The organism is Comamonas koreensis, from assembly GCF_021026195.1.
Lineage (GTDB): Bacteria > Pseudomonadota > Gammaproteobacteria > Burkholderiales > Burkholderiaceae_C > Comamonas > Comamonas koreensis.
In genome coordinates this window covers 137,168-158,929 of sequence record NZ_JAJNCT010000030.1, presented here as the reverse complement: position 1 = coordinate 158,929, position 21,762 = coordinate 137,168, and the positions used below count along the sequence as shown (strand labels likewise).

Genomic DNA, 21,762 nt, shown 5'->3' with positions numbered 1-21,762 from the left:
CGGCGGGCGGCCAGCGGGATGGCCGTGGGTCGAAGGAACAACCGATTATTCCAGATACATCTGCGCGAGCTTTTGCTGTGCCTTTGCATCCACGCCCAGCACCTTTTCCATATAGTTGGGGATACTGCCGTAGTCCTGCAGCACGGGCTGGATCGCGGCGGTCAGGAAGGGCTCCTGCACGCGCCACAGCACCTGCAGCACTTCCTCGGGGATGTGGGCGGCAGCGGCCACGGCTTCGGCCGGGCGGTGGTAGTAGTCGTTGGTCAGCAGGTAGTCCTGCAGCACGACATCCTGGGGCACGCCCAGGGTGGTCAGCAGCAAGGTGGCGGCCCAGCCGGTGCGGTCCTTGCCGGCGGTACAGTGGAAGACGATGGGCGCATCGCTGTCCAGCAGCATCTCGAAGAACTGCGCAAACGGCGCGGCATGGTCGTGGATGAAGCTGCGGTAGGTGTCCTGCATCAGCTCCACCGTGTGGGCGGGGGTCAGACGCTGGCCTTGCTGCATCAGGCTGAAGGCGCGCTGCACCAGGGTCGGCTCGATGGCCAGCGAGTGGTGCTGCAGGCCGTCGATCGCATAGTGGTCCACCGTCTGCTCGCGCTGGCCGCGAAAATCGGCCGAGCGGGCCACGCCCAGCTCGCGCAGCAGCTGCAGTTGGGATGCGGGGCTGAGCAAGGCCAGGTGGTCGGAGCGGAACAGCTTGCGCCAGCGCACCGTGCGGCCGTCCAGGCCCTGGTAGCCGCCCAGATCGCGGAAATTGGTGGTGCCCGCCAGTGGCAGGTGGCGGGTATAGGCCTCAGCGGTGGCCTCGGGGGTAAGCGCTGCAGATTCGGCTTGGATGGGCATCCTTTGTTTATAGCCCATCTGCAAGACCGGGGTACGACACCAGGGTGTCATCGGCAGGCCCGGCGCTACGGCAGCGGACCGCTCTGTCTCAACTGTGACCGCCTGGCACGCGGCGCATGGCACCATTTGCAGGCCCCCTTACCCGAAGACCGCACCATGGATTTTTCCCTGTCCCCCGAGCTGCTGGCGCTGCGCGACAAGACCCGCGCCTTTATCGCCGAGCAGGTGATCCCGCTGGAGAACGATGCCCGGCAAAGCCGCCATGGCCCCGATGAGGCCCTGCGCCGCGAGCTGGTGGAGCGCGCCCGCGCGGCCGGCCTGCTTACGCCCCATGCCTCGCGCGAACTGGGTGGGCTGGGGCTGACGCACGTCGAGAAGGCGGTGGTGTTTGAAGAGGCCGGCTACTCCTGGCTGGGCCCGACGGCGCTCAACATCCATGCGCCCGATGAAGGCAATATCCACCTGATGGAGGCGGTAGCCACCCCGGCCCAGCAGGCGCGCTGGCTGCGTCCGCAGGTCGCGGGCCAGCTGCGTTCCTGCTTTGCGATGACCGAGCCCGCGCCGGGTGCCGGCTCCGACCCGGCGGCGCTGGCTACGGTGGCGGTGCGCGATGGCGATGACTACCTGATCAGCGGGCAGAAATGGTTCATCACCGGTGCCGAAGGGGCGGACTACGCCATCATCATGGCCCGCACCGAAGACGGCGGCGCCACGATGTTCCTGAGCGATATGGACCAGCCCGGCATCACGCTGGAGCGCTCGATGGATGCGATGGATGCGTGCTTTACCGGCGGCCACGGCGTGCTGCGTTTTGACCAGCTGCGCGTGCCGGCCAGCGACATCCTCGGCGAGGTCGGCAAGGGCTTTCGCTATGCCCAGGTGCGCCTGGCGCCCGCGCGGCTGACGCATTGCATGCGCTGGCTGGGCCAGGCCCGGCGTGCGCAGGATGTGGCGCTGGCCTATGCCCGCCGCCGCACGGCCTTTGGCAAGCCGCTGTCCTCGCATGAGGGCGTGGGCTTCATGCTGGCCGACAACGACATGGACTTGCACACCGCGCGCCTGCATATCTGGCACACCGCCTGGCTGCTGGACCAGGGCGAGCAGGGCAGCTATGAATCGAGCCGGGCCAAGGTGGTCTGCTCCGAGGCCGAGTGGCGCGTGGTGGACCGCTGCGTGCAGATCCTGGGCGGCCAGGGCGTGACCATGGAGACCCCGGTGATGCGCATCTTCATGGACATGCGCGCCTTCCGCATCTACGACGGCCCCAGCGAAGTGCACCGCTTCAGCATGGCGCGCAAGCTGGTGCAGGCGGCCGAGAAGGATGCACAGGCCGAGCGCGGCGTGCCCGCGATCATCCAGGCGGTGCCCGCAGCACCGCGCCCGCTGTGAACGCCGCCAGCCACAGCCCGCAGGCGTTGGCGCAGCGGCTGCAGCCCTATCTGCACGGCCTGGGCCTGTCGAAGGGTGAGCCGGTTGCCGTCAGCGTGCTGGCGGGCGGCCAGTCCAACCCCACCTACAAGCTGCAGCTGGGCGGGCGGCAGATGGTGCTGCGCAAGCAGCCCGCGGGCAGCCTGGTGGCCGGTGCCCACGCGATTGACCGCGAGCACCAGGTGATGCAGGCCCTGGCCGGCACGGCGGTGCCTGTGCCGCGCATGCTGGCCTATTGCGACGATGCCGAGCTGCTGGGTACGCCGTTTTACCTGATGGATTTTCTGGACGGCCGGGTGCTGGTGGACCCGGCCTTGCCCGGCATGGAACCTGCCGAGCGCGCCGCGTTGTATGGCGAGATGAACCGCGTGATTGCCGCGCTGCACCAGCTGGACCCGGCCGCGCTGGGCCTGGGCAGCTATGGCCGCCCGGGCGGCTATGTGGCGCGCCAGACCAGGCGCTGGAGCCAGCAGACCCAGCAGTTGCGCGTGCCCATCCACCCTGCGATGCAGCAGCTGATGGACTGGCTGCCCCAGCACCTGCCTAAGGCTGAAGAGACCACCCTGGTGCATGGTGACTACCGGCTGGACAACCTCGTCTGGCACCGCAGCGAGCCGCAGATCATTGGCGTGCTGGACTGGGAGCTGTCCACCCTGGGCGATCCGCTGGCCGACCTGGCCTACCACGGCATGGCCTGGCGCGTGCCGCCTGCGCTGTGGCGCGGCATGGGCGGCTGCGACCTGGCGGCGCTGGGCATCCCTGACGAGCGCGCCTACCTGGCGTTGTATGCCGAGCGCACGGGCCGCGACCCGGGCCCGTTGTGGGAGTACTACCTGGCCTTCAACCTGTTCCGCATGGCCGCCATCCTCTACGGCATTGCGCAGCGCGCTGCCGATGGCACGGCCGCGGCCGCCGATGCGGTGGCCACCGGCGCCAAGGCCGGCCCGCTGGCAGCGCTGGGCTGGCAATGTGCACAGGCTTTTGAGCGCGGCTGATCGGCTTTGAGGCGGCTGCACGCCCGGCGGCAGCGGCGGCGTGCAGGCCCGTTTCAACCGCATCACCCAGGCGGCCGGTGGGCCGCCTGGGTGGCTGGATTCAATGCTCAGGCATGGCCTTGGGCGGGGTCGTTCACCGACAGGAAATGCTGGACCACCGGGGGTTCGCTGCCTTGGTGGTACTGCGCCACTTCGCTTTGCACATCGGCATCGCTATGGGTGACCCGCTTGTGCTGGCGCAGGTGCTCGGCCCAGGATTCCACCTGGAACCACTCCATGAAGTGGTCCTCGGAGGCGGTGTCCTGCACGATGCCCCAGGCATAGGCGCCATCGCGGCGGCGGGCGGCTGACAGGCGGGCGAGGGCCTTGAGGAAGGGTGCGTGGTTCTCCTTGGCCACCTGGTAGCGGATCTGGATCATCACCGGGCCCCGGTCCTTGTCGACCGGGTGGGCGGTCAGCGGCTCGGGCCAGTGGTTGGATGGCACCAGGTCGGCCTCGCCTTCGGGCAGTTTGATGCGGTGGGCAATCAGGCCCATCACAACCAGGCCGGCAGCACCCGCCAGCAAGGTGCTGGGCACCCCCAGGGCCTTGGCGGTAAAGCCCCAGCTCAGGCTGCCGAAGGTCATCGCGCCGTTGAACACGGTCAGGTAGACGGCCAGCGCACGGCCCCGCACCCAGTTGGGCAGAATGGCCTGGGCCACACCGTTGAGCGTGGTGAGCGCGGTGATCCAGGACTGGCCCAGCAGCAGCAGTGCCAGCACGGCAGCCCATTGGGGTGGCGACACCGCCAGGAAGGCCATCACGGCCGCCGACACCAGGGCCGACATCAGCAGCAGGCCATCGGACGACAGACGGGCACGCAGCTTGGGCAGCAGGAAGGCACCGCCAATGGCACCGACACCGACGGCGCCCAGCAGCACACCGTAGAAGCCGGCACCACCGCCCAGCAGCTGGCGGGCCACCAGGGGCAGCAGCGCCCAGACCGAGCTGGCCAGTGCAAAGAACAGGAAGGCACGCAGCAGCACCACATGCAGCTCACGGCTGGAGCGGGCATAGCGCAGGCCGGCACGGAAGGCGCCTGCAAAGCGTTCGCTCAGGTCGTCCTGCTCGGCCTTGGGCCGGGGCCACCACAGCAGTGCGGCAATCACAAAGGCGTAGCTGATCACATCCACCCCGTAGGTGACCGAGGCACCCAGGCCGGCCAGCACCACACCACCCAAAGCCGGGCCAATGGCGCGGGCAATATTGATGCCCAGCGAGTTGAGCGCCACCGCTGATTTGAGGTCACGCTTGGCGACCAGCTCGGGCACGATGGCCTGCCAGGTCGGGCCCATCAGCGCGGCGCCAATGCCACCCAGAAAGGTCAGTGCCACCAGCGAGCCCACCGTCTGCATGCCCATCGCCGACAGGGTCATCAAGGTAATGCTGACGCAGGCCAGCAGCACCTGGATGGCGATCAGGAACTTGCGGCGGTCCAGGATGTCGGACAGCACGCCTGCCGGTATCGCCAGCAAAAAGGCCGGGGCCGAGGCTGCCGCCTGCACTAGCGCGACTGCCGTTGGCGAGGGCGAGAGGTCGGTCATCAGCCAGGCGCTGGCCACATCGCGCACAAAGCTGCCGGTGTTGCCGACGACGGTGGCAATCCACAGCACGGCAAACAGCTTTTGCTGCAAGGGGGCAAAGCCGCCGCCGGAAGGCTGGGCCGGGGCAGCGGGCTGCGCCGGGGGATGGTCGGGATGGGGGTGGTTCATGGCAGGTCTCGGATCAGCAGAATTTAAAAACGGGTGGGCAGACCGCTCAGGACATCCAGCAGGAGCAGCCCAGCGCGCCAAAGAAGCCTTGCATGTCAGAGGCCGGCACCTTGGAGGCCCAGGCATCGGCATGCTGGTGGCCGTGCATGCCGCAGTGGCTGCCGCAACCGCAGCCAGCAGCCAGGCTGCGGTAGCGGGCGGGGTTCAGCGAGTGTTTGCCGGCACCTTCGGGCTCGCCCCAGGCGCCATAGCCACCAAAGCGGCGCACGGGCGACCAGTCGGGCATCGCGGGGGGCAGGGGGTTGTCGTCATGGCGGGCAAAGCTGCCTGCGCCATACACCACCCGGCCACCGACCACGGTCAGGTCCGAGGTAAGGAAGGAGATTTCATCCTCGGGCACCTGGAAATAGTCCTTGCTCGGCACGATCAGGTCGGCAAACTGGCCCACCTGGATGCGGCCACGCGCACCTTCCTCGTTGGAGAACCAGGCCACGTTCTCGGTCCACATGCGCAGCGCGGTTTCGCGGTCGAGCAGGTTGCGCTCGGGGTACATCTGCATGCCGCCGACGGTCTTGCCGGTCACCATCCAGGACAGCGACACCCAGGGGTTGTACGAGGCCACGCGGGTGGCATCGGTACCTGCGGAGACCTTGACGCCTTTTTCCAGAATCTTCTTCACGGGCGGCGTGGCTTCCATCGCCTTGTGGCCATAGCGCTCGGCAAAGTACTCGCCCTGGTAGGCCATGCGGTGCTGCACGGCAATGCCGCCGCCGAGCGCGGCGATGCGGTCGATCGAGCGGTCGGAGATGGTTTCGGCATGGTCAAAGAACCAGTTCAGGCCGTCGATGGGGGTTTCCTGGTGCACCTTTTCGAAGACATCGAGCGCGCGGCTGATGGTCTCGTCATAGGTGGCATGCAGGCGCCAGGGCCATTGGTTTTGGACCAGCACGCGCACCACATCTTCCAGCTCGGTCTCCATCTGCGGGGGCATGTCGGGGCGGGGCTGGCGAAAGTCTTCAAAGTCGGCCGCCGAGTACACCAGCATCTCGCCGGCGCCGTTGTGGCGGAAGTAGTCGTTGCCCTGCTTGTACTTGACCGACTGCGTCCACTGCAGAAAGTCGTCCTTCTCTTCCTTGGGCTTTTGCGTGAACAGGTTGTAGGCCAGGCGCACGGTGATCTGGCCTTGCTGGTTGAGCTCTTCGATGACCTGGTAGTCATCGGGATAGTTCTGCGAGCCACCACCGGCGTCGATGACACCGGTCACGCCCAGGCGGTTGAGCTCGCGCATGAAGTGGCGCGTGGAGTTGACTTGGTACTCGAAGGGCAGCTTGGGGCCCTTGGCCAGGGTGGAATAGAGGATGGTGGCATTGGGCTTGGCCAGCAGCAGGCCCTGCGGGTTGCCCTGGCTGTCGCGCACAATCTCGCCGCCCGGTGGCTGGGGCGTGTCGCGGTGGTAGCCCACGGCGCGCAGCGCAGCGGCGTTGAGCAGCGCGCGGTCATACAGGTGCAGCAGGAACACGGGGGTGTCCAGCGCAATCGCATTGATCTCGGCCAGGGTCGGCAGGCGCTTTTCGACAAACTGGTGCTCGGTAAAACCGCCCACCACGCGCACCCACTGCGGCGCTGGCGTGATTGCCACCTGCTGGCGCAGCATCTCCAGCGCATCGGCGAGCGACCGCACCCCATCCCAGCGCAGCTCCATGTTGAAGTTCAGGCCGCCGCGAATCACATGGGTATGGTTGTCGAACAGACCCGGCAGCGCGCTGCGGCCTTGCAGGTCAACCTTGCGGGTGCCGCTGCCGGCCAGCGCCAGCACCTCGGCATCACTGCCCACCGCGACAAACTTGCCATCGCGGATGGCCACGGCACTGGCCGTGGGTTGGGCCTTGTTCAAGGTGGTGAAGCGGCCGTTGTGAAAAATGGTGTCGGGGCTGGAGGTGGTCATGGCGGTGGCGTGCGTGGTGGATGGTGAGGGGCGGCAGGCGGGGGCGCTGCCCCCTAAAAGCAATTAAACAGCGGGCTTGGGGCCGATGGTGTTGCCGTGCTGTGCACGCTCTGGCGCCTTGTGCACCATCGTGTAGGCATAGTCCACGCCCATGCCGTAGGCACCGGAGTGTTCGCGCACGATGTCCATCACCGCGTCATAGGTCTCGCGCTTGGCCCAGTCACGCTGCCATTCCAGCAGCACCTGTTGCCAGGTGACGGGCACCACACCGGCCTGCACCATGCGCTGCATGGCCTGGTTGTGCGCTTCGAGCGAGGTGCCGCCCGAGGCATCGGCCACCATGTAGATCTCGTAGCCGGCTTCATGCATGGCGCTCAGGGCAAAGGTGGTGTTGCAGACCTCGGTCCACAGGCCGGAGACGATGATCTTCTTGTGGCCCTTGGCGACGTTGGCGGCCAGCGCATCACGCACATTCTGGTCGTCCCAGGAGTTCATCGAAGTGCGCTCCAGGATGGGGTTGCCGGGGAACACATTCAGCAGCTCTGGGTAGGTGTGGCCCGAGAAGCTGTGGGTCTCCACCGTGGTGAGGGTGGTCGGCACGCCAAACACCTTGGCCGCCTTGGCCAGGCCCACCACGTTGTTCTTCAGGGTCTGGCGGTCGATGGACTGCACGCCAAAAGCCATCTGTGGCTGCTGGTCGATGAAGATCATCTGGCTGTTGGCGGGGGTCAGGACTTCGAGGAATGGCTTGTTGGTCATGGTGCGTGCTCTTGGAAAAGTGAAAAAACGGGGAAGGCGTGTGTTTAAAAGGAATCTGGGCTGACTTAGTTCAGGGCCGGTGCATCCACCAGCACGATTTCGGTGTCTTCCGTGGCAGTGATGCGGATCGTGGTTTCGCCATGGATGGCGGCACCATCGCGGTTGGACAGCGCCACACCGTTGACCGAGGCACTGCCCTTGGCAAGGACCAGGTAGCCATAGCGGTCGGCATGTTCGAAACCGTAGTCCAGGCTCTCACCCGCCTTGATCGTGGCACCCAGCACCCGGGCATTGGCACGGATCGGCAGCGCATCGCCATCACCGTCCATGCCGCTGGCCAGGGTCACAAACTTGCCGCTGCGGTCGCCCTTGGGGAAGGGCTTGGCACCCCAGCTGGGCTTGTCGCCTTGGCGGTCGGGGAGGATCCAGATCTGGAAGATGCGGGTCGTCGTGGACTCCAGGTTGTATTCCGAGTGGCGCACGCCGCTGCCGGCGCTCATCACTTGCACATCACCGGCTTCGGTGCGGCCCCGGTTGCCCAGGCTGTCTTCGTGGGTGATGGCACCTTCACGGACATAGGTGATGATTTCCATGTCGGCATGGCCGTGTGGTGGGAAGCCGGTTTGGGGGGCGATGGTGTCATCGTTCCAGACCCGCAGAGCGCCCCAGTTCACGCGCTGGGCGTCACGGTAGTCTGCAAAAGAGAAGTGGTGCTTGGCATCGAGCCATCCGTGGTTGGCACCGCCCAGGCTGTCAAAGCTGCGTCGTTCAATCATGTCTTTCTCCAGGTGTTTTGTCGTCGATGAAGAAAGTGTAGGTCGCCTTGAATATGATTAAAATAGAAAATATAGAAAAGCATTCATTCCATATTTGATGTGATAGAGAAAGCGATGAAGCGATGAGCAAGCTGCCTGACCTGGAGGCCTGGGCGATTTTTGCGAAGGTGGCCGAGACCGGATCGTTCGCGCGCACCGCTGCCGAGCTGGCGCTGTCGCAGGCAACGGTGTCCAAGGCCATCACGCGGCTGGAGGGCCGCATGAAGACCAGCCTGTTCCACCGCACCTCGCGCCGCATGGCACTGACGGACGCCGGCAGCAGCGCGCTGGAGCGGGCCACGCGCATCCTGCAGGAGGGCGAGGCGGTGGAGGCCGACATCACCGACCGATCCACCAGCCTGCGCGGCCAGATCCGCATTGCCGCGCCGATGTCGTTCGGCATTGCGCGGCTGTCGCCGATCCTGCCCCGGTTCATGGCGATGCACCCGGATGTGGAGCTGAACCTGCACTTTGCCGACGAGCAGGTGGACCTGATCCGCGACCGTTTCGACCTGGCGCTGCGCATTGCCAACCTGAGCGATTCGAGCCTGATTGCGCGCACCCTGTGCAAGGTGCGCATCTTGCTGGTGGGGTCGCCGGCCTACTTCGAGCGCTATGGCCGCCCGGTGCACCCGCGCGATCTGGCCAAGCACAAGGGCCTGCAGTACAGCCTGGCGCGCTATGGCACCAGCTGGCGCTTTCGCCATGCGCGGCATGGCGAGTACACGCAGGTAATGCCGATACAGATGCAGGTGAACAATGCTGAGGCGCTGCAACCGGCGCTGCTGGCTGGCATGGGCCTGGCCTTGCAGCCCTCGTTTCTGGTGTGGCAGGAGCTACGCGATGGCAGCCTGCAGACCGCCATGCCGGGCTGGGAGGCCGATGTGCTGTCGCTGAACATCGTCACCCCGCCGGGCCGCAGCCGGCCCGCGCGCGTGCAGGCCTTCATGGACTACGCGGCCCAGCAGTTCATCCACGAGCCCTGGGCGGAGCTGCCGCCGCAGCTGAACGAGGACCCACTGGCGGTCTGAGGAGAGATAGGCCTTTAGCGCGCTGCCGCTGCAGCCGCCACCGCACGCGGTGTGCGCCGGCCCCAGTTCATCACCACGGTGCCAGCGATGGCCATCGCACCGCCGGCCAGCATCGATGCATCGATCTGCTCGCCCAGCCACAGGGCCGAGCAGGCCACGCCAATCACCGGCACCAGGGTGATGTAGCCGGATGCGGCACCGGCGCCCAGCGCCTTGACGCCATCAAAGTACCAGGCGTAAGCCAGCGCCGTGGAACCCCAGGCCAGGAACAGCAGCGCGCCCCAGGCGGGCAGGCCGGCATTGAAGGCCTGGGCCATGCCCTGCGGCCCTTCGGCGACCAGGCTTGCGGCCAGCAGCATGACCGCGCCGATGGTTGCGGTGACCGCAGTGGTGGACAGCGCATCGACCCCGGCCAAAATCGCCCGGCCCAGCAAGGTGTAGCTGACCCAGCAGGCCACGCAGCCCAGGATCAGCAGCTCGCCTTGGCCCAGGCCGCCGGCCAGCAGCTGGGCCGGATCGCCGTGCGAGATGACCAGCACGGCCCCCAGCGCTGCCAGCGCCATGCCCAGCGCGATGGTGCGGTTGATGCGCTCACGAAAGATCCAGGCGGCCAGCAGCAAGGTGAGCACCGGGTTGAGCGTGATGACGAGCGCCGCCTTGCTGGCGGGCAGGTACTGCAGGCCGCTCAAAAAGCAGGCGGCGTAGCCAAACACGCCGGTGGCTGCAGCGGCCACCATGCCGAGCCAGCGCTTGGGCGGCCATTGCCTGAGCCCGCCCATGCCGCCTGCGGCATAGAGCCAGACCAGCAGCACCACGGCGGCCAGCACAAAACGCAGGCCTGACGCTGCCAGTGGCGGCATGTGCTGGGCGACGATGCGGCCACTGGGCCAGGAGGCGCCCCAGAGCAAGGCCATGCCGATCAAACGCAGGTGCGAGGCGGCCTGCGGGCCGAAGGTATTTTGTAAATTCATGTGTGGATTGCCCGGCCGAACCGGGCACGCGCAACGCACCCCAGCAGGCCCGGGGGCGACTATAGCGACTGTGCGTGCTTTGTGGTTGGCAGGCGGGCGACACATGACCAGGGCCAGGGGCTAAACAGCAGCCGCTGCGCAGCCAGGCACTGTTGTGTGCTGGCTGCAAACCGGCAGCGATGATGGTGGATACTGCGCGACAAGCGTGCGTTTTCAGCCGCCTGGCAGCGCCGCTATAGTGGCGGCTGCCCGATCTTTCCCCACCGTTTTTTCCCACCCTGCAAGGAGACACCCATGTTCAGCCACATCATGCTCGGCACCAGCGATCTGGAGAAATCACGCCAGTTCTACGACGCCTTCCTCGCCGAGCTGGGCGTGCCCCCGGGTGCCGCCAACAAGAACCGCTATTTCTGGCGCGCCAATGGCGGCACCTTCAGCGTCAGCACCCCCATCAATGGCGAGGCAGCCAGCATCGGCAATGGCAGCACCACCGGCTTTGCCGCCAGCAGCACCGAGCAGGTCGACAAGGCCCATGCCGTGGGTGTGGCCCATGGCGGCGTGGCCTGTGAAGACCCACCCGGCTGGCGCGGCGAAGGCCCTGCGGCCCTGTACCTGGCCTACCTGCGCGACCCGGACGGCAACAAGCTCTGCCTGGCCTACCGCCAGCCCAAGGTCTAATCCGCCCCCGTAAAAACGCCCCGCAGCTGCGGGGCGTTTTTCGTTGGCGGGTGTCAGACCTTTGCGCCGCGTTGGCCGCCCAAGGTGATCCAGGTCAGCAGCACGCCGCACAGTGCGCCGGTGGCCATGCCCACCACCATCGGCAGCGGCTTGCCGCTGGAGAACACGCCCACAATCTGCATGGCGATCGCACCGGTCAGCATCTGCAGGGTGCCCAGCAAGGCCGATGCGGTGCCGGCGATCTGGCCATGCGCCTCCAGCGCCAGCACCGAGGTCGTCGGGATCACCAGGCCCATCAAGCCGCTGGCAACAAAGTACAGGCCAATCAACACGGCGAGCTGGTCGCCGCCCATCAAGTAATAGGCCAGCAGGCAGCACATCACCACGCCGCTGGCGCTGGCGGCCAGTTTAACAACGGGCACCAGGCCAAAGCGTTTGCCCAGCATGCCGGTGAACTGCGCCGCACCAATGAACGCAATCGCATTGAACGCAAAGGCCATGCTGTACTGCGTGGTGCTGAGGCCATAGTGGTTGATCAGCACAAAGGGCGAACCCGCCAGGTAGACGAAGAAGCCGGCCATCGCGCAGGCGCCGATGAACACCAGCCCCAGGTAGTGCCAGTCACGCAGCAGCAGGCCATAGGCCTTGAGCACGCCGCCCAGGCTGCTGTCCACCCCATGGCTTGCCGCGCGGGTCTCGGGCAGGCCACGCGCCATCGCGGCCATGCCGATGAGGGCGGCAGCGGCCACCACCCAGAACACCATGCGCCAGCCGCCGACCGCAATCACCCCGCTGCCGGCCAGCGGCGCGAGGATGGGCGAGACACTGAAGACCAGCATCAGCAGCGACATCATGCGCGCGGCCTCGTGGCCGGTGTGCAGATCGCGCACCACCGCACGCGGAATCGCCATGCCCGCAGCCGCACCCAGGCCCTGGATAAAGCGCAGCACCACCAGGGTGTGAATATCTTGCGCCAGCGCGCAGCCGACACTGGCCAGCACAAAAATGGCCAGGCCCAGGTAGAGCGGCTTCTTGCGGCCCCACATATCCGCCAGGGTGCCAAACAGCGGTTGGCCCACGCCCAGCGCCAGGAAGAAGGCCGTTAGGCTGGCTTGCACGGCACCGACGGGCGCTTGCAGGCTGGCGCCAATCTGCGGCAGCGCCGGCAGGTACATGTCGATGGCAAAAGGGCCAATGGCCGATAGCAGGCCCAGGATGAAAACCAGGCGCAGGGAGATGGCTGAAGACATACGCGTTACAGACACGCAGGCCATGGGCCTGCGGTCGTTCATAGGGTTCGGTGTCGGAAAAGGCCTGTGGGTGCGGAACGCGAGGGTTCAGGCACCCAGGCCGGATGCAGCGTGTGCATCGAGATGGATTGGCATTATTGCACCAGGCCGCCGCCATCGTCCGTTGCAAGGCTGCTTGGCAGCACCTGCCTCTGCCCCCGTGCCGGCTAGGGGGTGGCGGTCTGCGCGCTGTGCTGTGCCAGATGCCGGGCGGCATAGGCCTCGTACCAGGGCAGGCAGCCGGGGTTGGCCATGGTCTGGGGGTTCAGCACCTTGCCAGCAGGCTGGCCCAGGAGCAACTTCTTGATCGGCAGCTCCAGCTTTTTGCCGGTGAGGGTGCGCGGCACTTCGGCCACCTGCACGATGGTGTCGGGGACAAAGCGGGGCGACAGCGCGGTGCGTATCGCCTGCGCGATGCGGTCCTGAAGGGCGGCATCCAGCACCAGTCCCCCGCGCAGCACCACAAACAGCGGCATATAGCTGTCGCGGCCCAGGTACTCCAGGTCGATGACCATCGAATCCTGCACCTCGGGCAGCGCCTCGATCGCGTTGTAGATTTCGCTGGTGCCCATGCGCAGGCCCTGGCGGTTGATGGTGGCATCGCTGCGGCCATAGATCACGCAGCTGCCGTCGCTGTTGATCTGAATCCAGTCGCCGTGGCGCCAGATGCCGGGCCAGTGGTCGAAATAGCTGTCCAGGTAGCGCTGCTTGCCCGGGTCGTTCCAAAAGTACAGCGGCATCGACGGAATGGGCTTGGTGCAGACCAGCTCGCCGACCTCGTCGCGCACGGGCTGGCCCTGCTCGTTCCAGGCCTCGACCGCATGGCCCAGCCAGCGGCACTGCATGCGGCCGGGTGCCTGGGGCAGGCTGCGGTTGCCGCCGATGAAGGCGCCGCAGAAATCGGTACCGCCCGAGATATTGCACCAGAACACCTCACCGGCCCCTGCAGCCTGCAGCTGGGCACTGCCCCAGCGTTGCACCTCGGGTGCCAGCGGCGATCCGGTGCTGCCCAAGGTGCGCACCTGCTGCAGGCCCGGGATGGCGCCTACGTCGAGGCCGGCTTTCATGCAGTTGCTGTAATAGGCGGCCCCTGCGCCAAAGATGGTGGTGCGGTGCCGGGCCGCAAAACGCCACAGCACCCCCCAGTCGGGCTGGCTGCTGCTGCCTGCCGGATGCCCGTCGAAGATGGTGATCGTGGTGCCAAACAGCAGGCCGCTGACCTGGATGTTCCACATCACCCAGCCGGTGGAGCTGTACCAGAGAAAGCGCTCGCCGGCATGGCTGTCGCTGTAGCTGGCGCCCAGGTCGTTGTGCAACCCCGCCACATGCAAGGCCAGCAGGATGCCGCCGGTGCCGTGCACGATGGGTTTGGGCAGGCCGGTGGTGCCGCTGGAGTAGACGATCCAGATTGGGTGGTCAAACGGCAGCCATTCGGGCTCGAAGAGGGCCACGGCCTGCGCATCCTGGCCGGTGGTGGCCCAGTCCCAGTGGCGGCTGCCCAGCGGGGCGGCGGCATAAGGGGTCTGCACGGTCAGGCAGTACTGCACCGTGGGCAGCTCGGCCAGCAAGGACTGCACCACAGCACTGCGGTCCAGCGGCTTGCCGCCGTAGTACACGCCATCAACGGCGATCAAGGCCTTGGGCTCGATCTGCTTGAAGCGGTCCACCACGGCAGCCACGCCCATGTCGGGGGCGCAGACGCTCCAGACCGCGCCGAGGCTGACGCAGGCCAGCATGGCGACCACCGTCTCGGGAATATTGGGCATATAGGCGGCCACGCGGTCGCCCCGGCCAATGCCCAGGCTGCGCAGCGCCACTGCCACTGAAGCCACCTGGCGCTGCAGCTCGGGCCAGGCCATCTCGCGCACTTGGCCCAGCTCGTTGTCGCTGACGATGGCCGGCACGCCGGCTTGCTCGGCCGCTGCCGTGTGGCGCAGCAGCTGGCGCGGCAGGCTGACCTGGGCGCCGCTGAACCAGCGCGCATCGGGCATCGGATCGGCGCTCAGCACCTCGGTGATGGGCGTAGGCGATTCAAGCTGGTAGTAGTCCCAGATGCTGTGCCAGAAATCGGCCAGATGCGCCACCGACCAGGCGTGCAGGGCCTCGTAGTCATCAAAGCGCAGGCCGTGCTGCTGGGCGAGCCATTGCTCGTAGTGCTGGATCTGGGGCAGGGGGGAGGCGGCAGAGGTGGTCATGGCAGATGAGAGAGCTTTTGCCGAGCGTACGCAAAGCAGGGCCCGCTTGCACGAGGGGAAGCACGCAAGCTGTCACCCTGGCAGCAGGGAATGCTTTTCACAGGGATGGCCCCGCCGCTGCTGCTATGCAATGTTATTTTTTGTCAGCCTGCTCAAGCCCTTTGCCGGCGCAGCGATTGGCTTGCTGGCACAATTCGCGCCCTGGTACTGACGGGCGCCTTTCGTCTATTCCTACACAGCGCTGACCTGCCTGCAAGCGATCATCACCACGCAGGTGCTGCATGTCGTGCAGCGCAGGCAGAGGCCCCGGGCGCAGACCCAGGAGCCAGGCAAGGCAGAGGGGATGGACGGCGAGGAGCCCGCGTGCTGCGTCCAAAGGACGCAGCGCTGCAAGGTGACTACAAGATGCATGCAATTGCACTGCATTGGTCACAAAATAAAGCATCCACGCCGGAACTTAGTCGATAGGCTCGGGTTCCCAATCGTCGCTCCCTGGCGCTCGGTTGTCATCCCCTTTTTTGCCCTGTAGAACAGCGGCAATGCGGGGGCCGCAAAGCCCGATGGGTCAGCTTTCGTGCCGCCTGGCGCGTTAAGCACTGATGTTAATTCCCAGCAAGCGCTGGTTTGGCAGCCTCCGGGCCCGCACCAAAGCAGCGCAATAAATGACACCAAGTCTGGGAGCGCAGCAAGGTCTTAGGCCCCGCTGCGGTTAGATGGAGATCATTGGTTTTGTCTGGATTCCGTATGAAATACAACCCTGCGCTGGACGGTATGCGCGCGGTGGCAATCGTCCTGGTGTTCCTGTCCCACGCCCATGCGCCGATGTTTGATGGCGCGTTCTTTGGCGTGGACCTGTTCTTTGTGCTCAGCGGGTTTTTGATTACCTCGCTGCTGCTGAAAGAACACCAGCAATCGGGCCGCTTGGACTTCTGGCGCTTTTACAAGCGCCGCTTTTTGCGCCTGGGCCCGGCCTTGCTGCTGTTTCTGGCCGCCTATTGGCTGTTTGCACCGCTGATCTGGCCCGGCCTGGATGATGTGAACCAGGACGTGGTGGTCTCTGCGCTGTATCTGGCCGACTACGGTATTGCCTTCTTTGACAGCCCGGACACCTTGCTGCACATGTGGTCGCTGTCGGTCGAAGAGCACTTCTACCTGATCTGGCCACCGCTGCTGGTGCTGCTGCTGGCGCATACCGCGCGCAAGCAGCTGTGGCGCCCGGTGCTGCTGCTGGTGGTGCTGATGTTTGTCTGGCGCGCCTACTGGGTGGCCCAGGGCCAGCACTTCTATGAAATCTTCTTCCGCTTCGACACCCGTGCCACCGGCATGCTGCTGGGCAGTGCGCTGGCCGCTGTCGCCGTGCACCGCCCCGAGTGGATGGACGCGCTGCATGCCCGCCAGAAATACCTGCTGTGGCTGTTGCCGGTGCTGCCCTTTGCCGTGATTGGCTATGGGTGGGACGACGCCGGTGCGCTGCTCTGGGGCTTTGCGCTGGTGGAGCTGGTCGCCGCTGCCATCATCGTTGCGGTGAGCAAGCAAAAGGGTGTCCTGTTCGATATGCTCAGTCTGCCGGCGCTGGTCTGGGTGGGCAAGATGTCCTACGGCATCTACCTCTGGCACTATCCTGTTGTGCGCCTGCTGCGCGCCCATACCGACTGGCAGTGGGTGGTGATCCTGGGCCTGCCGATCTCGGCCGCGTTTGCCGCGCTGTCCTTCTACACCATCGAGCGCTGGGCGCTGGGCCTGCGCGATCGCTCCAGCAGCAAGCCAGTGCAGCAACCTGCGGGTTCGCGCACCGCATAAGCGGCGGTCACCCACAACAAAGCCGGGCCTTGCCCGGCTTTGTTGTTTCTGCTGCTGCGGCAGCATGGTAAAAAACGGGCTTTGATTGATACAGGCCTTGCCATGACCTCCGCTTCCGCTTCCGCACCCGTGCCCATCGCCTCTGCCGACGAGGTACTGCAATTCTGGTTGGGTAGCGCTCGCCCCAGCAACAGCGAGGCCTTGCAGCACAAGCAGCAATGGTTCAGCAAGTCCGATGCTTTCGATGCGCGCATTCGTGCGCAATTTGGCGCGACGGTGCAGGCGGCGCTCAACGCCGACTTGCCTGGCTGGACGGACAGTGTTTGGGACACGCTGGCCCGCATCATCGTGCTTGACCAGTTCACGCGCAATATCTACCGGGGCACGCCGGAGTCCTTTGCCGGCGACCCACACGCTCTGCAACTGGCGCTGGGCTTGTGCGACAGCGGCCGGGACCAGGAGCTGCCCGCAGCTGTGCGGGTGTTTGTCTATCTGCCACTGGAGCATGCCGAAGATGCGGCCCTGCAGCAGCGCAGCGTCGATCTGTTCACCCAACTGCGCGACAGCCATCCAGCGCCTGCCGAGCTGCAGACCTACCTGCAGGGCACCTGGGATTACGCGCTGCGCCACCAGGCCGTCATCACCCGCTTTGGGCGTTTTCCGCACCGCAATGCGATCTTGGGCCGCCGCAGCACCGCCGAAGAGCTGGACTACCTGGCCCAGCCCGGCTCCGGTTTCTGAACTTTCTGCGCAAGCACAGTAGCCCTTGTCTCACAGACGCGGGGCTGCGGCGGGTTTACCTTGGAGGGGTACTGTTAACAAAACAACCTCCCACAAAAAAGGAAGCCACGATGCCAGATAAATCCCGCACCCCGCTGGCGCTTGATACCAAGCGTCTCGACGCCGCCAAGAAAAGCCTGGAAGAAGGCGCTGTGCTGCCCGATGACTCTCCATACCGTGAGGACATCATCCGCCTGCTCAACGACTCTCTGGCCACCGAGCTGGTGTGCATCCTGCGCTACAAGCGCCACCACTTCACGGCTACCGGCTTGGAGTCGCCTGCGATTGCAGAAGAATTTTTGGTGCATGCACAAGAAGAGCAGGCCCATGCCGACCGTATTGCGACCCGCATCGTCCAGCTGGGCGGCGAGCCCGACTTCAATCCCGACAGTCTCACGGGCCGCAGCCATGCCGACTACAACGACGACATGGACCTGCACTCTATGATCCGCTCCAACCTGGTGGCCGAGCGCGTCGCCATCGAGGCCTACACCCAGATGGTCGATCTGATCGGCGACAAGGACCACACGACACGCCGCCTGATCGAGCAGATCCTGGAGCAGGAGCAAGAGCATGCCGATGAGCTGTCCGATTGGATGAAAAAGGCCCAATAAGGGCCGTGCTACCTGAACCGCAACCGAGTTGCGGTTTTTTTATGCCGCTGGAGAACGATACAGATGACCGATACCGAAGCAACACGCAAGAATGCCAAGCACCTGCTCTACCTGATGGTGAATGAGGAGTTGCTGCGCGCGGGCGATGGTCTGGATGCCGAGGCGCTTGGCAATGTACTGGAGCGCCATGGCGTCAGCACCACAGAGCAGCAAGCTGCACTGAACTATGCCTGTGAGCAAGGCTGGTTGCAGAAGGGCGAGAATGGCCAGCTGCAGATGACCGAAACCGGTTTTGCGTTGGATTGAGACGGAAAATGAACACTGCCGGCAGACCGGCAGTGGCTATTAAACGCGGAACAAGGGCGTGGTACCTCTACCCACCGAGAGACTCGCCTTGAGGCAGGGTGCCTGCCATCATGGCCTCATGGGCCTGCTGCTGAACTTTGGTGCGCGTCAGGCGGGAGGGCCGGCTTTCTTCGCCATGGGTATTGACGTGGTTGCCGATCACGGCCATCGCGCCGTTGCGTCTGGCTTCAACCATCTCGGCGTGCACTTCAGAGCGGGTCCGTGTGCTATCCCATTTTGGATAGGCAGGGTAAGACGAGCCATCACCGACGGGTTCGGTGGTCGAGTCCCCGACCGAGGCAGCCAGCGCCAGTTCAGCAGAGCCAGCAAACACCAATCCTGCGGCGATCGTCAAGGTAGACATACTGCGAGCAAACATGGTTTTCTCCTTAGACGCTCCGCGTTGATCGCCATGCATTGATGAGCAAACGGCGTGCGGTGGCATCTAGCAAACAGGTGGAAAGAAGGGAACGTGGCTGAGAGTTGTCAGGGGCGCACTCTCGGCGCTTTGCCCGGGAAATTCGCCGAAGCGGTTGCCTTTGGGCAATGGGGCCAACGGTGCTGGCGATAGGGCTGGCTGCTACCCCCTCGGGGGTGGTAGGTGGCTGGTCACTTATCAAATGCTTTGCATTGCAGCGGATCGCTGGTAACAGGCGTGGCACTTTTGCGCTGGTGGCCCACAGCGGGGCGGTGCCCTGAGCGCAGCTAAATCGGTGATTGTGAGAAACATCGGTTCATTTCAAACTCCTTTAGAACTTCAGCAACCCGACATAAGTTGCTGGTATCGCTCAACGGCTGGTGTTGGTCACTCTTCATAGACGGTTGCTGATCGATGAATTCATTCTATTGAAATTCATAAAATAATTAATGTATTAAATCAGGATAGATTGTTCTGAAAAATAATCTAATCTTTTAAAGATCTTGGGATCGTGCTTTTATCGGCAGATATACCAGCTATGCTGCATAAAGCTTGGCTTATAAGAGAAATTAGTCCAATAAATGCGACGGAGTTTTGCTGCTGAGCCTTGGTTAACCCTGTCCGGGTTTGCCGGTAAATCGCGCACAGTCTGCGCCGAATTAGGCTTGTTTACATGACAGTAACAGTACCGCTACAGGGCGTTTACACGTGCTGGTGGTCTGGGGTCGCAAGCGGTTGTCAGTGTCTGGGCTGCGCGCAGGTTGCCCGCGGGGTCCGGACTAGGGTGGCGACCTGAACCATGAAAATGGCGTCATCGCGGAGCGAGCGCTGCAGCCGGTAGGGCCAGGTCTGCCCGGGCCGCGACTGAGCACCAGCAAGCAAACAGGCAGCAGTAATGCACCCAGAGCGGGTTTGCATTGGATGGGGATGTAAAAAGACCACTGCCGGCGAACCGGCAGTGGCTACCAAGAGCACGGCCCAGACGCAATGGGACAAGGTCTGGCCGGGCTACGCACTAGATGCGTTTTAGTTATGTGGCGGGCAATGCCCGCTTTCATGCTGTCTCAGACCCTGCCCAATGGCGGAGGCCTGAAAATCTCACCGCTCTGCCAGCATCTGCCTGGCAGAGCGTTTTTTTACTTATTCGCCGAAGGATTCGCCTTCAGGCAAGGTGCCGGCAACCAGGGCGTCATGGGCTTGCTGTTGCACTTGGGCGCGGCTCAGGGTCGAGGGGGCGCTTTCCGCACGGAAAGTGTTCATGCGGTCACCGATCACGGCCATCGAGCCATTGCGCTGGGCTTCGGTCACCTTGGCCTGCACTTCGGCGCGGGTCAAGGTGCTGTGGGCGGCAGGGTAGGCGGGGTAGTCGGAGCCATTGCCGACCGGGGCCGTCGTGGCGGCGCTGGCAGCACCGGCAAACACCAGACCGGCGGACATCATCAAAGCGGACATATTGCGTGCAAACATGGTTACTCTCCAAGGACCCGCGCTGCTGGCAAATCATTGATTTGCGCTGTGGGAGCGGCGGCGTCCAAAAAATAGGTTGTTGATTCGGAATCGGGGGGGTGGATGCGAGAGCGGCCTGCGGCCCACTCTCAGCGCGGTTGCCTGGGCTTATTCGCCGAAGCTTTCGCCTTCGGGCAAGGTGCCGGCAACGCGGGCGTCGTGGGCGGCTTTCACTACTTCGGCGCGGGACAGGGTGCTGCCGCCCTTTTCAAAGGCATTGGCTTGCAACTGGTCGCCCTTGAACAGCAGGGTGCCGTTCTTTTGGGCTTCGACGAATTGCGCTTGCACATCGGCGCGGCTCACGGCGCTGGTGGTGGCAACGGGGGGAGCAATCGAGCGGTCGCCTTCAAAGGGGTTGGCCTGGGCAACACCGGCACCCAACATCAGAGCAGCTACACCGGCGATCGAGAAAATACGTGCGTTCATTTTTAACTCCTGGAGAACTCCAGCGACTCACCATGAGGGGCTGGTTCGCTCAACGGGTGGTGCGGTGCACCTTGTGTGGTTCTCGTTGATCGATGTAGTTAGTGTATGCACTGGCCCGTCTCCGATAAATAGCCTAAATCGGAATAGATTGTTCTGAAAAACAATCTAATTTTTTTGACGGTATGCAATCGTCCAGAGGTGCTCAGAGGCATGCACTTCTCTCCAGAGAGGCGCATGCGTAGGAGAATTCCGGCAAACAGGGGATGTAGCTGGGCCGGAGGACCCGCCGGCTAACCCTGTCAGGGTTGACCCGAGATGGTGGCTGCTATGGCAACCAGATTAGCTTGCTTTATACGACAGTGACAGTGCTGTCACGGGGCGTTCTGCAGGCGCTGGAGCTGCTGGTGGTCAGCGCTGCGCCAGTCGGGCGGCAGCTGGTGCTTGGCCTGCAGGTAGTGGTGGGTGTAGATGTCCAGGTAGGTTTCCAGGGTCTGGGCTGCGCGCTGGGCGCCGGCAAGATCCAGGCACAGCGCAGCGACCTCGGCGGTGCAGAAATGGTCGTCACGGCGCGAGCGCCGCAGCTGGTAGCGCGAGATCTGCTCCGGGTGCAGGCTGAGCACCGGAAAGCGGTCCAGGTAGGGACTCTTGCGGAACATCTTGCGTGCCTCGGGCCAGGTGGCATCGAGCAGGATGAACAGCGGCCTGCGCGCTCCTTCCTGCTGCGCTGGCGGTGGCAGCTGCTGCACGGCGCGGCCGGGCTCGTGCACAAACTCCTGGGGGAAGACCACATAGGGCTGCCATTGCGCATCGGCCAGCAGTGCCTCCAAGCCCGCATCCATCTCCGTTCGCGACCAGCCAAAGGCAAAGGTCTCCGCCACCACATCGGCAATCAGCCAGCCGGTGTTGCTGGGCTTGAGCGGCTCGGCATCGTGCATCAGCAGGCACATGCCTGCCCTTGTGGCCTGCGTGGGCCGCAGCGCGCAGAGGCAGTGGCTGGGGCGCAGGCGGCAGCCCTCGCAGCGCTCCCCCTTGGGGCCGCCCCGGGCCAGAAAAGGGCGGGTGCTGCGCTGCAGCCGCTCGGCGCGCAGGCGCGAGACGGCATGGGGGACAAGGGCGCCAACAGTGCTGGGAGCGCTGGCAGTGGGAGAGGATGGGTGAGAAGACACGGGCGCT

Annotated in this window: 20 protein-coding genes; 8 read left to right on the top strand and 12 right to left on the bottom strand. The window is 64.7% G+C overall.

The window, feature by feature from the left end; genetic code table 11:
* Positions 1-45: 45 nt before the first annotated feature.
* Positions 46-843 (bottom strand): tyrosine-protein phosphatase, encoded by a 798-nt coding sequence (locus tag LPW39_RS21365; protein WP_230780015.1) that lies wholly within the window; start codon positions 841-843, stop codon positions 46-48.
* A 156-nt stretch (positions 844-999) separates the two neighbouring features.
* Between LPW39_RS21365 and LPW39_RS21360 the strand changes: the two genes are divergently transcribed.
* Positions 1,000-2,232, top strand: a complete 1,233-nt coding sequence (locus LPW39_RS21360; RefSeq protein WP_230780012.1) for an acyl-CoA dehydrogenase family protein — start codon at positions 1,000-1,002, stop codon at positions 2,230-2,232.
* Positions 2,229-3,266: a phosphotransferase family protein gene (locus LPW39_RS21355; RefSeq protein WP_407928892.1), complete on the top strand. Its 1,038-nt coding sequence runs from the start codon at positions 2,229-2,231 to the stop codon at positions 3,264-3,266. The genes LPW39_RS21360 and LPW39_RS21355 overlap by 4 nt, the downstream gene beginning before the upstream one ends.
* Positions 3,267-3,373: 107 nt before the next feature.
* Here LPW39_RS21355 and LPW39_RS21350 read toward each other — a convergent pair whose 3' ends face one another.
* The 4 genes from LPW39_RS21350 to LPW39_RS21335 all read right to left on the bottom strand — a co-directional run bounded on the left by LPW39_RS21350 (position 3,374) and on the right by LPW39_RS21335 (position 8,497).
* Positions 3,374-5,017, bottom strand: coding sequence for an MFS transporter (locus tag LPW39_RS21350; protein ID WP_230780009.1), 1,644 nt, complete (start codon positions 5,015-5,017; stop codon positions 3,374-3,376).
* Positions 5,018-5,063: 46 nt separating this feature from the next.
* On the bottom strand, positions 5,064-6,962 hold the full coding sequence (locus LPW39_RS21345; RefSeq protein ID WP_230780006.1) for an amidohydrolase: 1,899 nt from the start codon (positions 6,960-6,962) through the stop codon (positions 5,064-5,066).
* A 63-nt stretch (positions 6,963-7,025) separates the two neighbouring features.
* Positions 7,026-7,721 (bottom strand): hydrolase, encoded by a 696-nt coding sequence (locus LPW39_RS21340; RefSeq protein ID WP_230780003.1) that lies wholly within the window; start codon positions 7,719-7,721, stop codon positions 7,026-7,028.
* Positions 7,722-7,786: 65 nt separating this feature from the next.
* Positions 7,787-8,497 carry a pirin family protein gene (locus LPW39_RS21335; RefSeq protein ID WP_133856256.1) on the bottom strand — a complete coding sequence of 237 codons (711 nt, stop codon included), beginning with the start codon at positions 8,495-8,497 and terminating at the stop codon, positions 7,787-7,789.
* A 122-nt stretch (positions 8,498-8,619) separates the two neighbouring features.
* Between LPW39_RS21335 and LPW39_RS21330 the strand changes: the two genes are divergently transcribed.
* Entirely contained in the window at positions 8,620-9,567 is a 948-nt protein-coding gene (locus LPW39_RS21330; RefSeq protein ID WP_230780000.1) for a LysR family transcriptional regulator, read from the top strand.
* Positions 9,568-9,581: 14 nt separating this feature from the next.
* On the opposite strand, the gene LPW39_RS21325 is transcribed toward LPW39_RS21330, so the two are convergent.
* Positions 9,582-10,538: a DMT family transporter gene (locus tag LPW39_RS21325; protein WP_230779996.1), complete on the bottom strand. Its 957-nt coding sequence runs from the start codon at positions 10,536-10,538 to the stop codon at positions 9,582-9,584.
* A 294-nt stretch (positions 10,539-10,832) separates the two neighbouring features.
* Here LPW39_RS21325 and LPW39_RS21320 point away from each other — a divergent pair, with 294 nt between their 5' ends.
* The gene (locus LPW39_RS21320) at positions 10,833-11,216 is read left to right on the top strand and encodes a VOC family protein (protein ID WP_230779993.1); all 384 of its coding nucleotides are present in this window, start codon (positions 10,833-10,835) and stop codon (positions 11,214-11,216) included.
* A 53-nt stretch (positions 11,217-11,269) separates the two neighbouring features.
* Here LPW39_RS21320 and LPW39_RS21315 read toward each other — a convergent pair whose 3' ends face one another.
* Both LPW39_RS21315 and LPW39_RS21310 read right to left on the bottom strand, forming a co-directional pair.
* On the bottom strand, positions 11,270-12,466 hold the full coding sequence (locus tag LPW39_RS21315; RefSeq protein ID WP_230779991.1) for a multidrug effflux MFS transporter: 1,197 nt from the start codon (positions 12,464-12,466) through the stop codon (positions 11,270-11,272).
* A 206-nt stretch (positions 12,467-12,672) separates the two neighbouring features.
* Positions 12,673-14,700: an acetoacetate--CoA ligase gene (locus LPW39_RS21310; protein WP_230779988.1), complete on the bottom strand. Its 2,028-nt coding sequence runs from the start codon at positions 14,698-14,700 to the stop codon at positions 12,673-12,675.
* 744 nt (positions 14,701-15,444) lie between these two features.
* Between LPW39_RS21310 and LPW39_RS21305 the strand changes: the two genes are divergently transcribed.
* The 4 genes from LPW39_RS21305 to LPW39_RS21290 all read left to right on the top strand — a co-directional run bounded on the left by LPW39_RS21305 (position 15,445) and on the right by LPW39_RS21290 (position 18,200).
* Entirely contained in the window at positions 15,445-16,500 is a 1,056-nt protein-coding gene (locus LPW39_RS21305; RefSeq protein ID WP_230779985.1) for an acyltransferase family protein, read from the top strand.
* Between the two features lie 102 nt (positions 16,501-16,602).
* Positions 16,603-17,241 (top strand): DUF924 family protein, encoded by a 639-nt coding sequence (locus tag LPW39_RS21300; protein ID WP_230779982.1) that lies wholly within the window; start codon positions 16,603-16,605, stop codon positions 17,239-17,241.
* 110 nt (positions 17,242-17,351) lie between these two features.
* A complete protein-coding gene (locus LPW39_RS21295) occupies positions 17,352-17,894 on the top strand; it encodes a ferritin-like domain-containing protein (RefSeq protein ID WP_230779979.1) in 543 nt (180 codons plus the stop codon).
* Between the two features lie 63 nt (positions 17,895-17,957).
* Positions 17,958-18,200, top strand: coding sequence for a hypothetical protein (locus LPW39_RS21290; protein ID WP_230779978.1), 243 nt, complete (start codon positions 17,958-17,960; stop codon positions 18,198-18,200).
* 67 nt (positions 18,201-18,267) lie between these two features.
* Here the strand turns inward: LPW39_RS21290 and LPW39_RS21285 are convergent, their stop codons facing one another.
* From LPW39_RS21285 to LPW39_RS21270, 4 genes are all read right to left on the bottom strand, one after another.
* Positions 18,268-18,618, bottom strand: coding sequence for a DUF4148 domain-containing protein (locus LPW39_RS21285; RefSeq protein ID WP_230779975.1), 351 nt, complete (start codon positions 18,616-18,618; stop codon positions 18,268-18,270).
* A 1,179-nt stretch (positions 18,619-19,797) separates the two neighbouring features.
* Positions 19,798-20,124, bottom strand: coding sequence for a DUF4148 domain-containing protein (locus tag LPW39_RS21280; protein WP_230779972.1), 327 nt, complete (start codon positions 20,122-20,124; stop codon positions 19,798-19,800).
* A gap of 147 nt (positions 20,125-20,271) precedes the next feature.
* The gene (locus LPW39_RS21275) at positions 20,272-20,589 is read right to left on the bottom strand and encodes a DUF4148 domain-containing protein (RefSeq protein ID WP_230779969.1); all 318 of its coding nucleotides are present in this window, start codon (positions 20,587-20,589) and stop codon (positions 20,272-20,274) included.
* A gap of 371 nt (positions 20,590-20,960) precedes the next feature.
* Positions 20,961-21,755, bottom strand: coding sequence for a tRNA-uridine aminocarboxypropyltransferase (locus LPW39_RS21270; protein WP_230779966.1), 795 nt, complete (start codon positions 21,753-21,755; stop codon positions 20,961-20,963).
* Between the last annotated feature and the right edge of the window lie 7 nt (positions 21,756-21,762).

Excerpts from the sequence above, each read along its gene's own strand:
- LPW39_RS21305 (WP_230779985.1), top strand. The coding sequence starts at position 15,445 with ATGAAATACAACCCTGCGCTGGACGGTATGCGCGCGGTGGCAATCGTC.
- LPW39_RS21315 (WP_230779991.1), bottom strand. The coding sequence starts at position 12,466 with ATGTCTTCAGCCATCTCCCTGCGCCTGGTTTTCATCCTGGGCCTGCTA.
- LPW39_RS21290 (WP_230779978.1), top strand. The coding sequence starts at position 17,958 with ATGACCGATACCGAAGCAACACGCAAGAATGCCAAGCACCTGCTCTAC.
- LPW39_RS21310 (WP_230779988.1), bottom strand. The coding sequence starts at position 14,700 with ATGACCACCTCTGCCGCCTCCCCCCTGCCCCAGATCCAGCACTACGAG.
- LPW39_RS21280 (WP_230779972.1), bottom strand. The coding sequence starts at position 20,124 with ATGTTTGCACGCAATATGTCCGCTTTGATGATGTCCGCCGGTCTGGTG.
- LPW39_RS21330 (WP_230780000.1), top strand. The coding sequence starts at position 8,620 with ATGAGCAAGCTGCCTGACCTGGAGGCCTGGGCGATTTTTGCGAAGGTG.
- LPW39_RS21275 (WP_230779969.1), bottom strand. The coding sequence starts at position 20,589 with ATGAACGCACGTATTTTCTCGATCGCCGGTGTAGCTGCTCTGATGTTG.
- LPW39_RS21300 (WP_230779982.1), top strand. The coding sequence starts at position 16,603 with ATGACCTCCGCTTCCGCTTCCGCACCCGTGCCCATCGCCTCTGCCGAC.
- LPW39_RS21365 (WP_230780015.1), bottom strand. The coding sequence starts at position 843 with ATGCCCATCCAAGCCGAATCTGCAGCGCTTACCCCCGAGGCCACCGCT.
- LPW39_RS21350 (WP_230780009.1), bottom strand. The coding sequence starts at position 5,017 with ATGAACCACCCCCATCCCGACCATCCCCCGGCGCAGCCCGCTGCCCCG.
- LPW39_RS21340 (WP_230780003.1), bottom strand. The coding sequence starts at position 7,721 with ATGACCAACAAGCCATTCCTCGAAGTCCTGACCCCCGCCAACAGCCAG.
- LPW39_RS21320 (WP_230779993.1), top strand. The coding sequence starts at position 10,833 with ATGTTCAGCCACATCATGCTCGGCACCAGCGATCTGGAGAAATCACGC.
- LPW39_RS21295 (WP_230779979.1), top strand. The coding sequence starts at position 17,352 with ATGCCAGATAAATCCCGCACCCCGCTGGCGCTTGATACCAAGCGTCTC.
- LPW39_RS21360 (WP_230780012.1), top strand. The coding sequence starts at position 1,000 with ATGGATTTTTCCCTGTCCCCCGAGCTGCTGGCGCTGCGCGACAAGACC.
- LPW39_RS21345 (WP_230780006.1), bottom strand. The coding sequence starts at position 6,962 with ATGACCACCTCCAGCCCCGACACCATTTTTCACAACGGCCGCTTCACC.
- LPW39_RS21325 (WP_230779996.1), bottom strand. The coding sequence starts at position 10,538 with ATGAATTTACAAAATACCTTCGGCCCGCAGGCCGCCTCGCACCTGCGT.
- LPW39_RS21335 (WP_133856256.1), bottom strand. The coding sequence starts at position 8,497 with ATGATTGAACGACGCAGCTTTGACAGCCTGGGCGGTGCCAACCACGGA.
- LPW39_RS21285 (WP_230779975.1), bottom strand. The coding sequence starts at position 18,618 with ATGTTTGCTCGCAGTATGTCTACCTTGACGATCGCCGCAGGATTGGTG.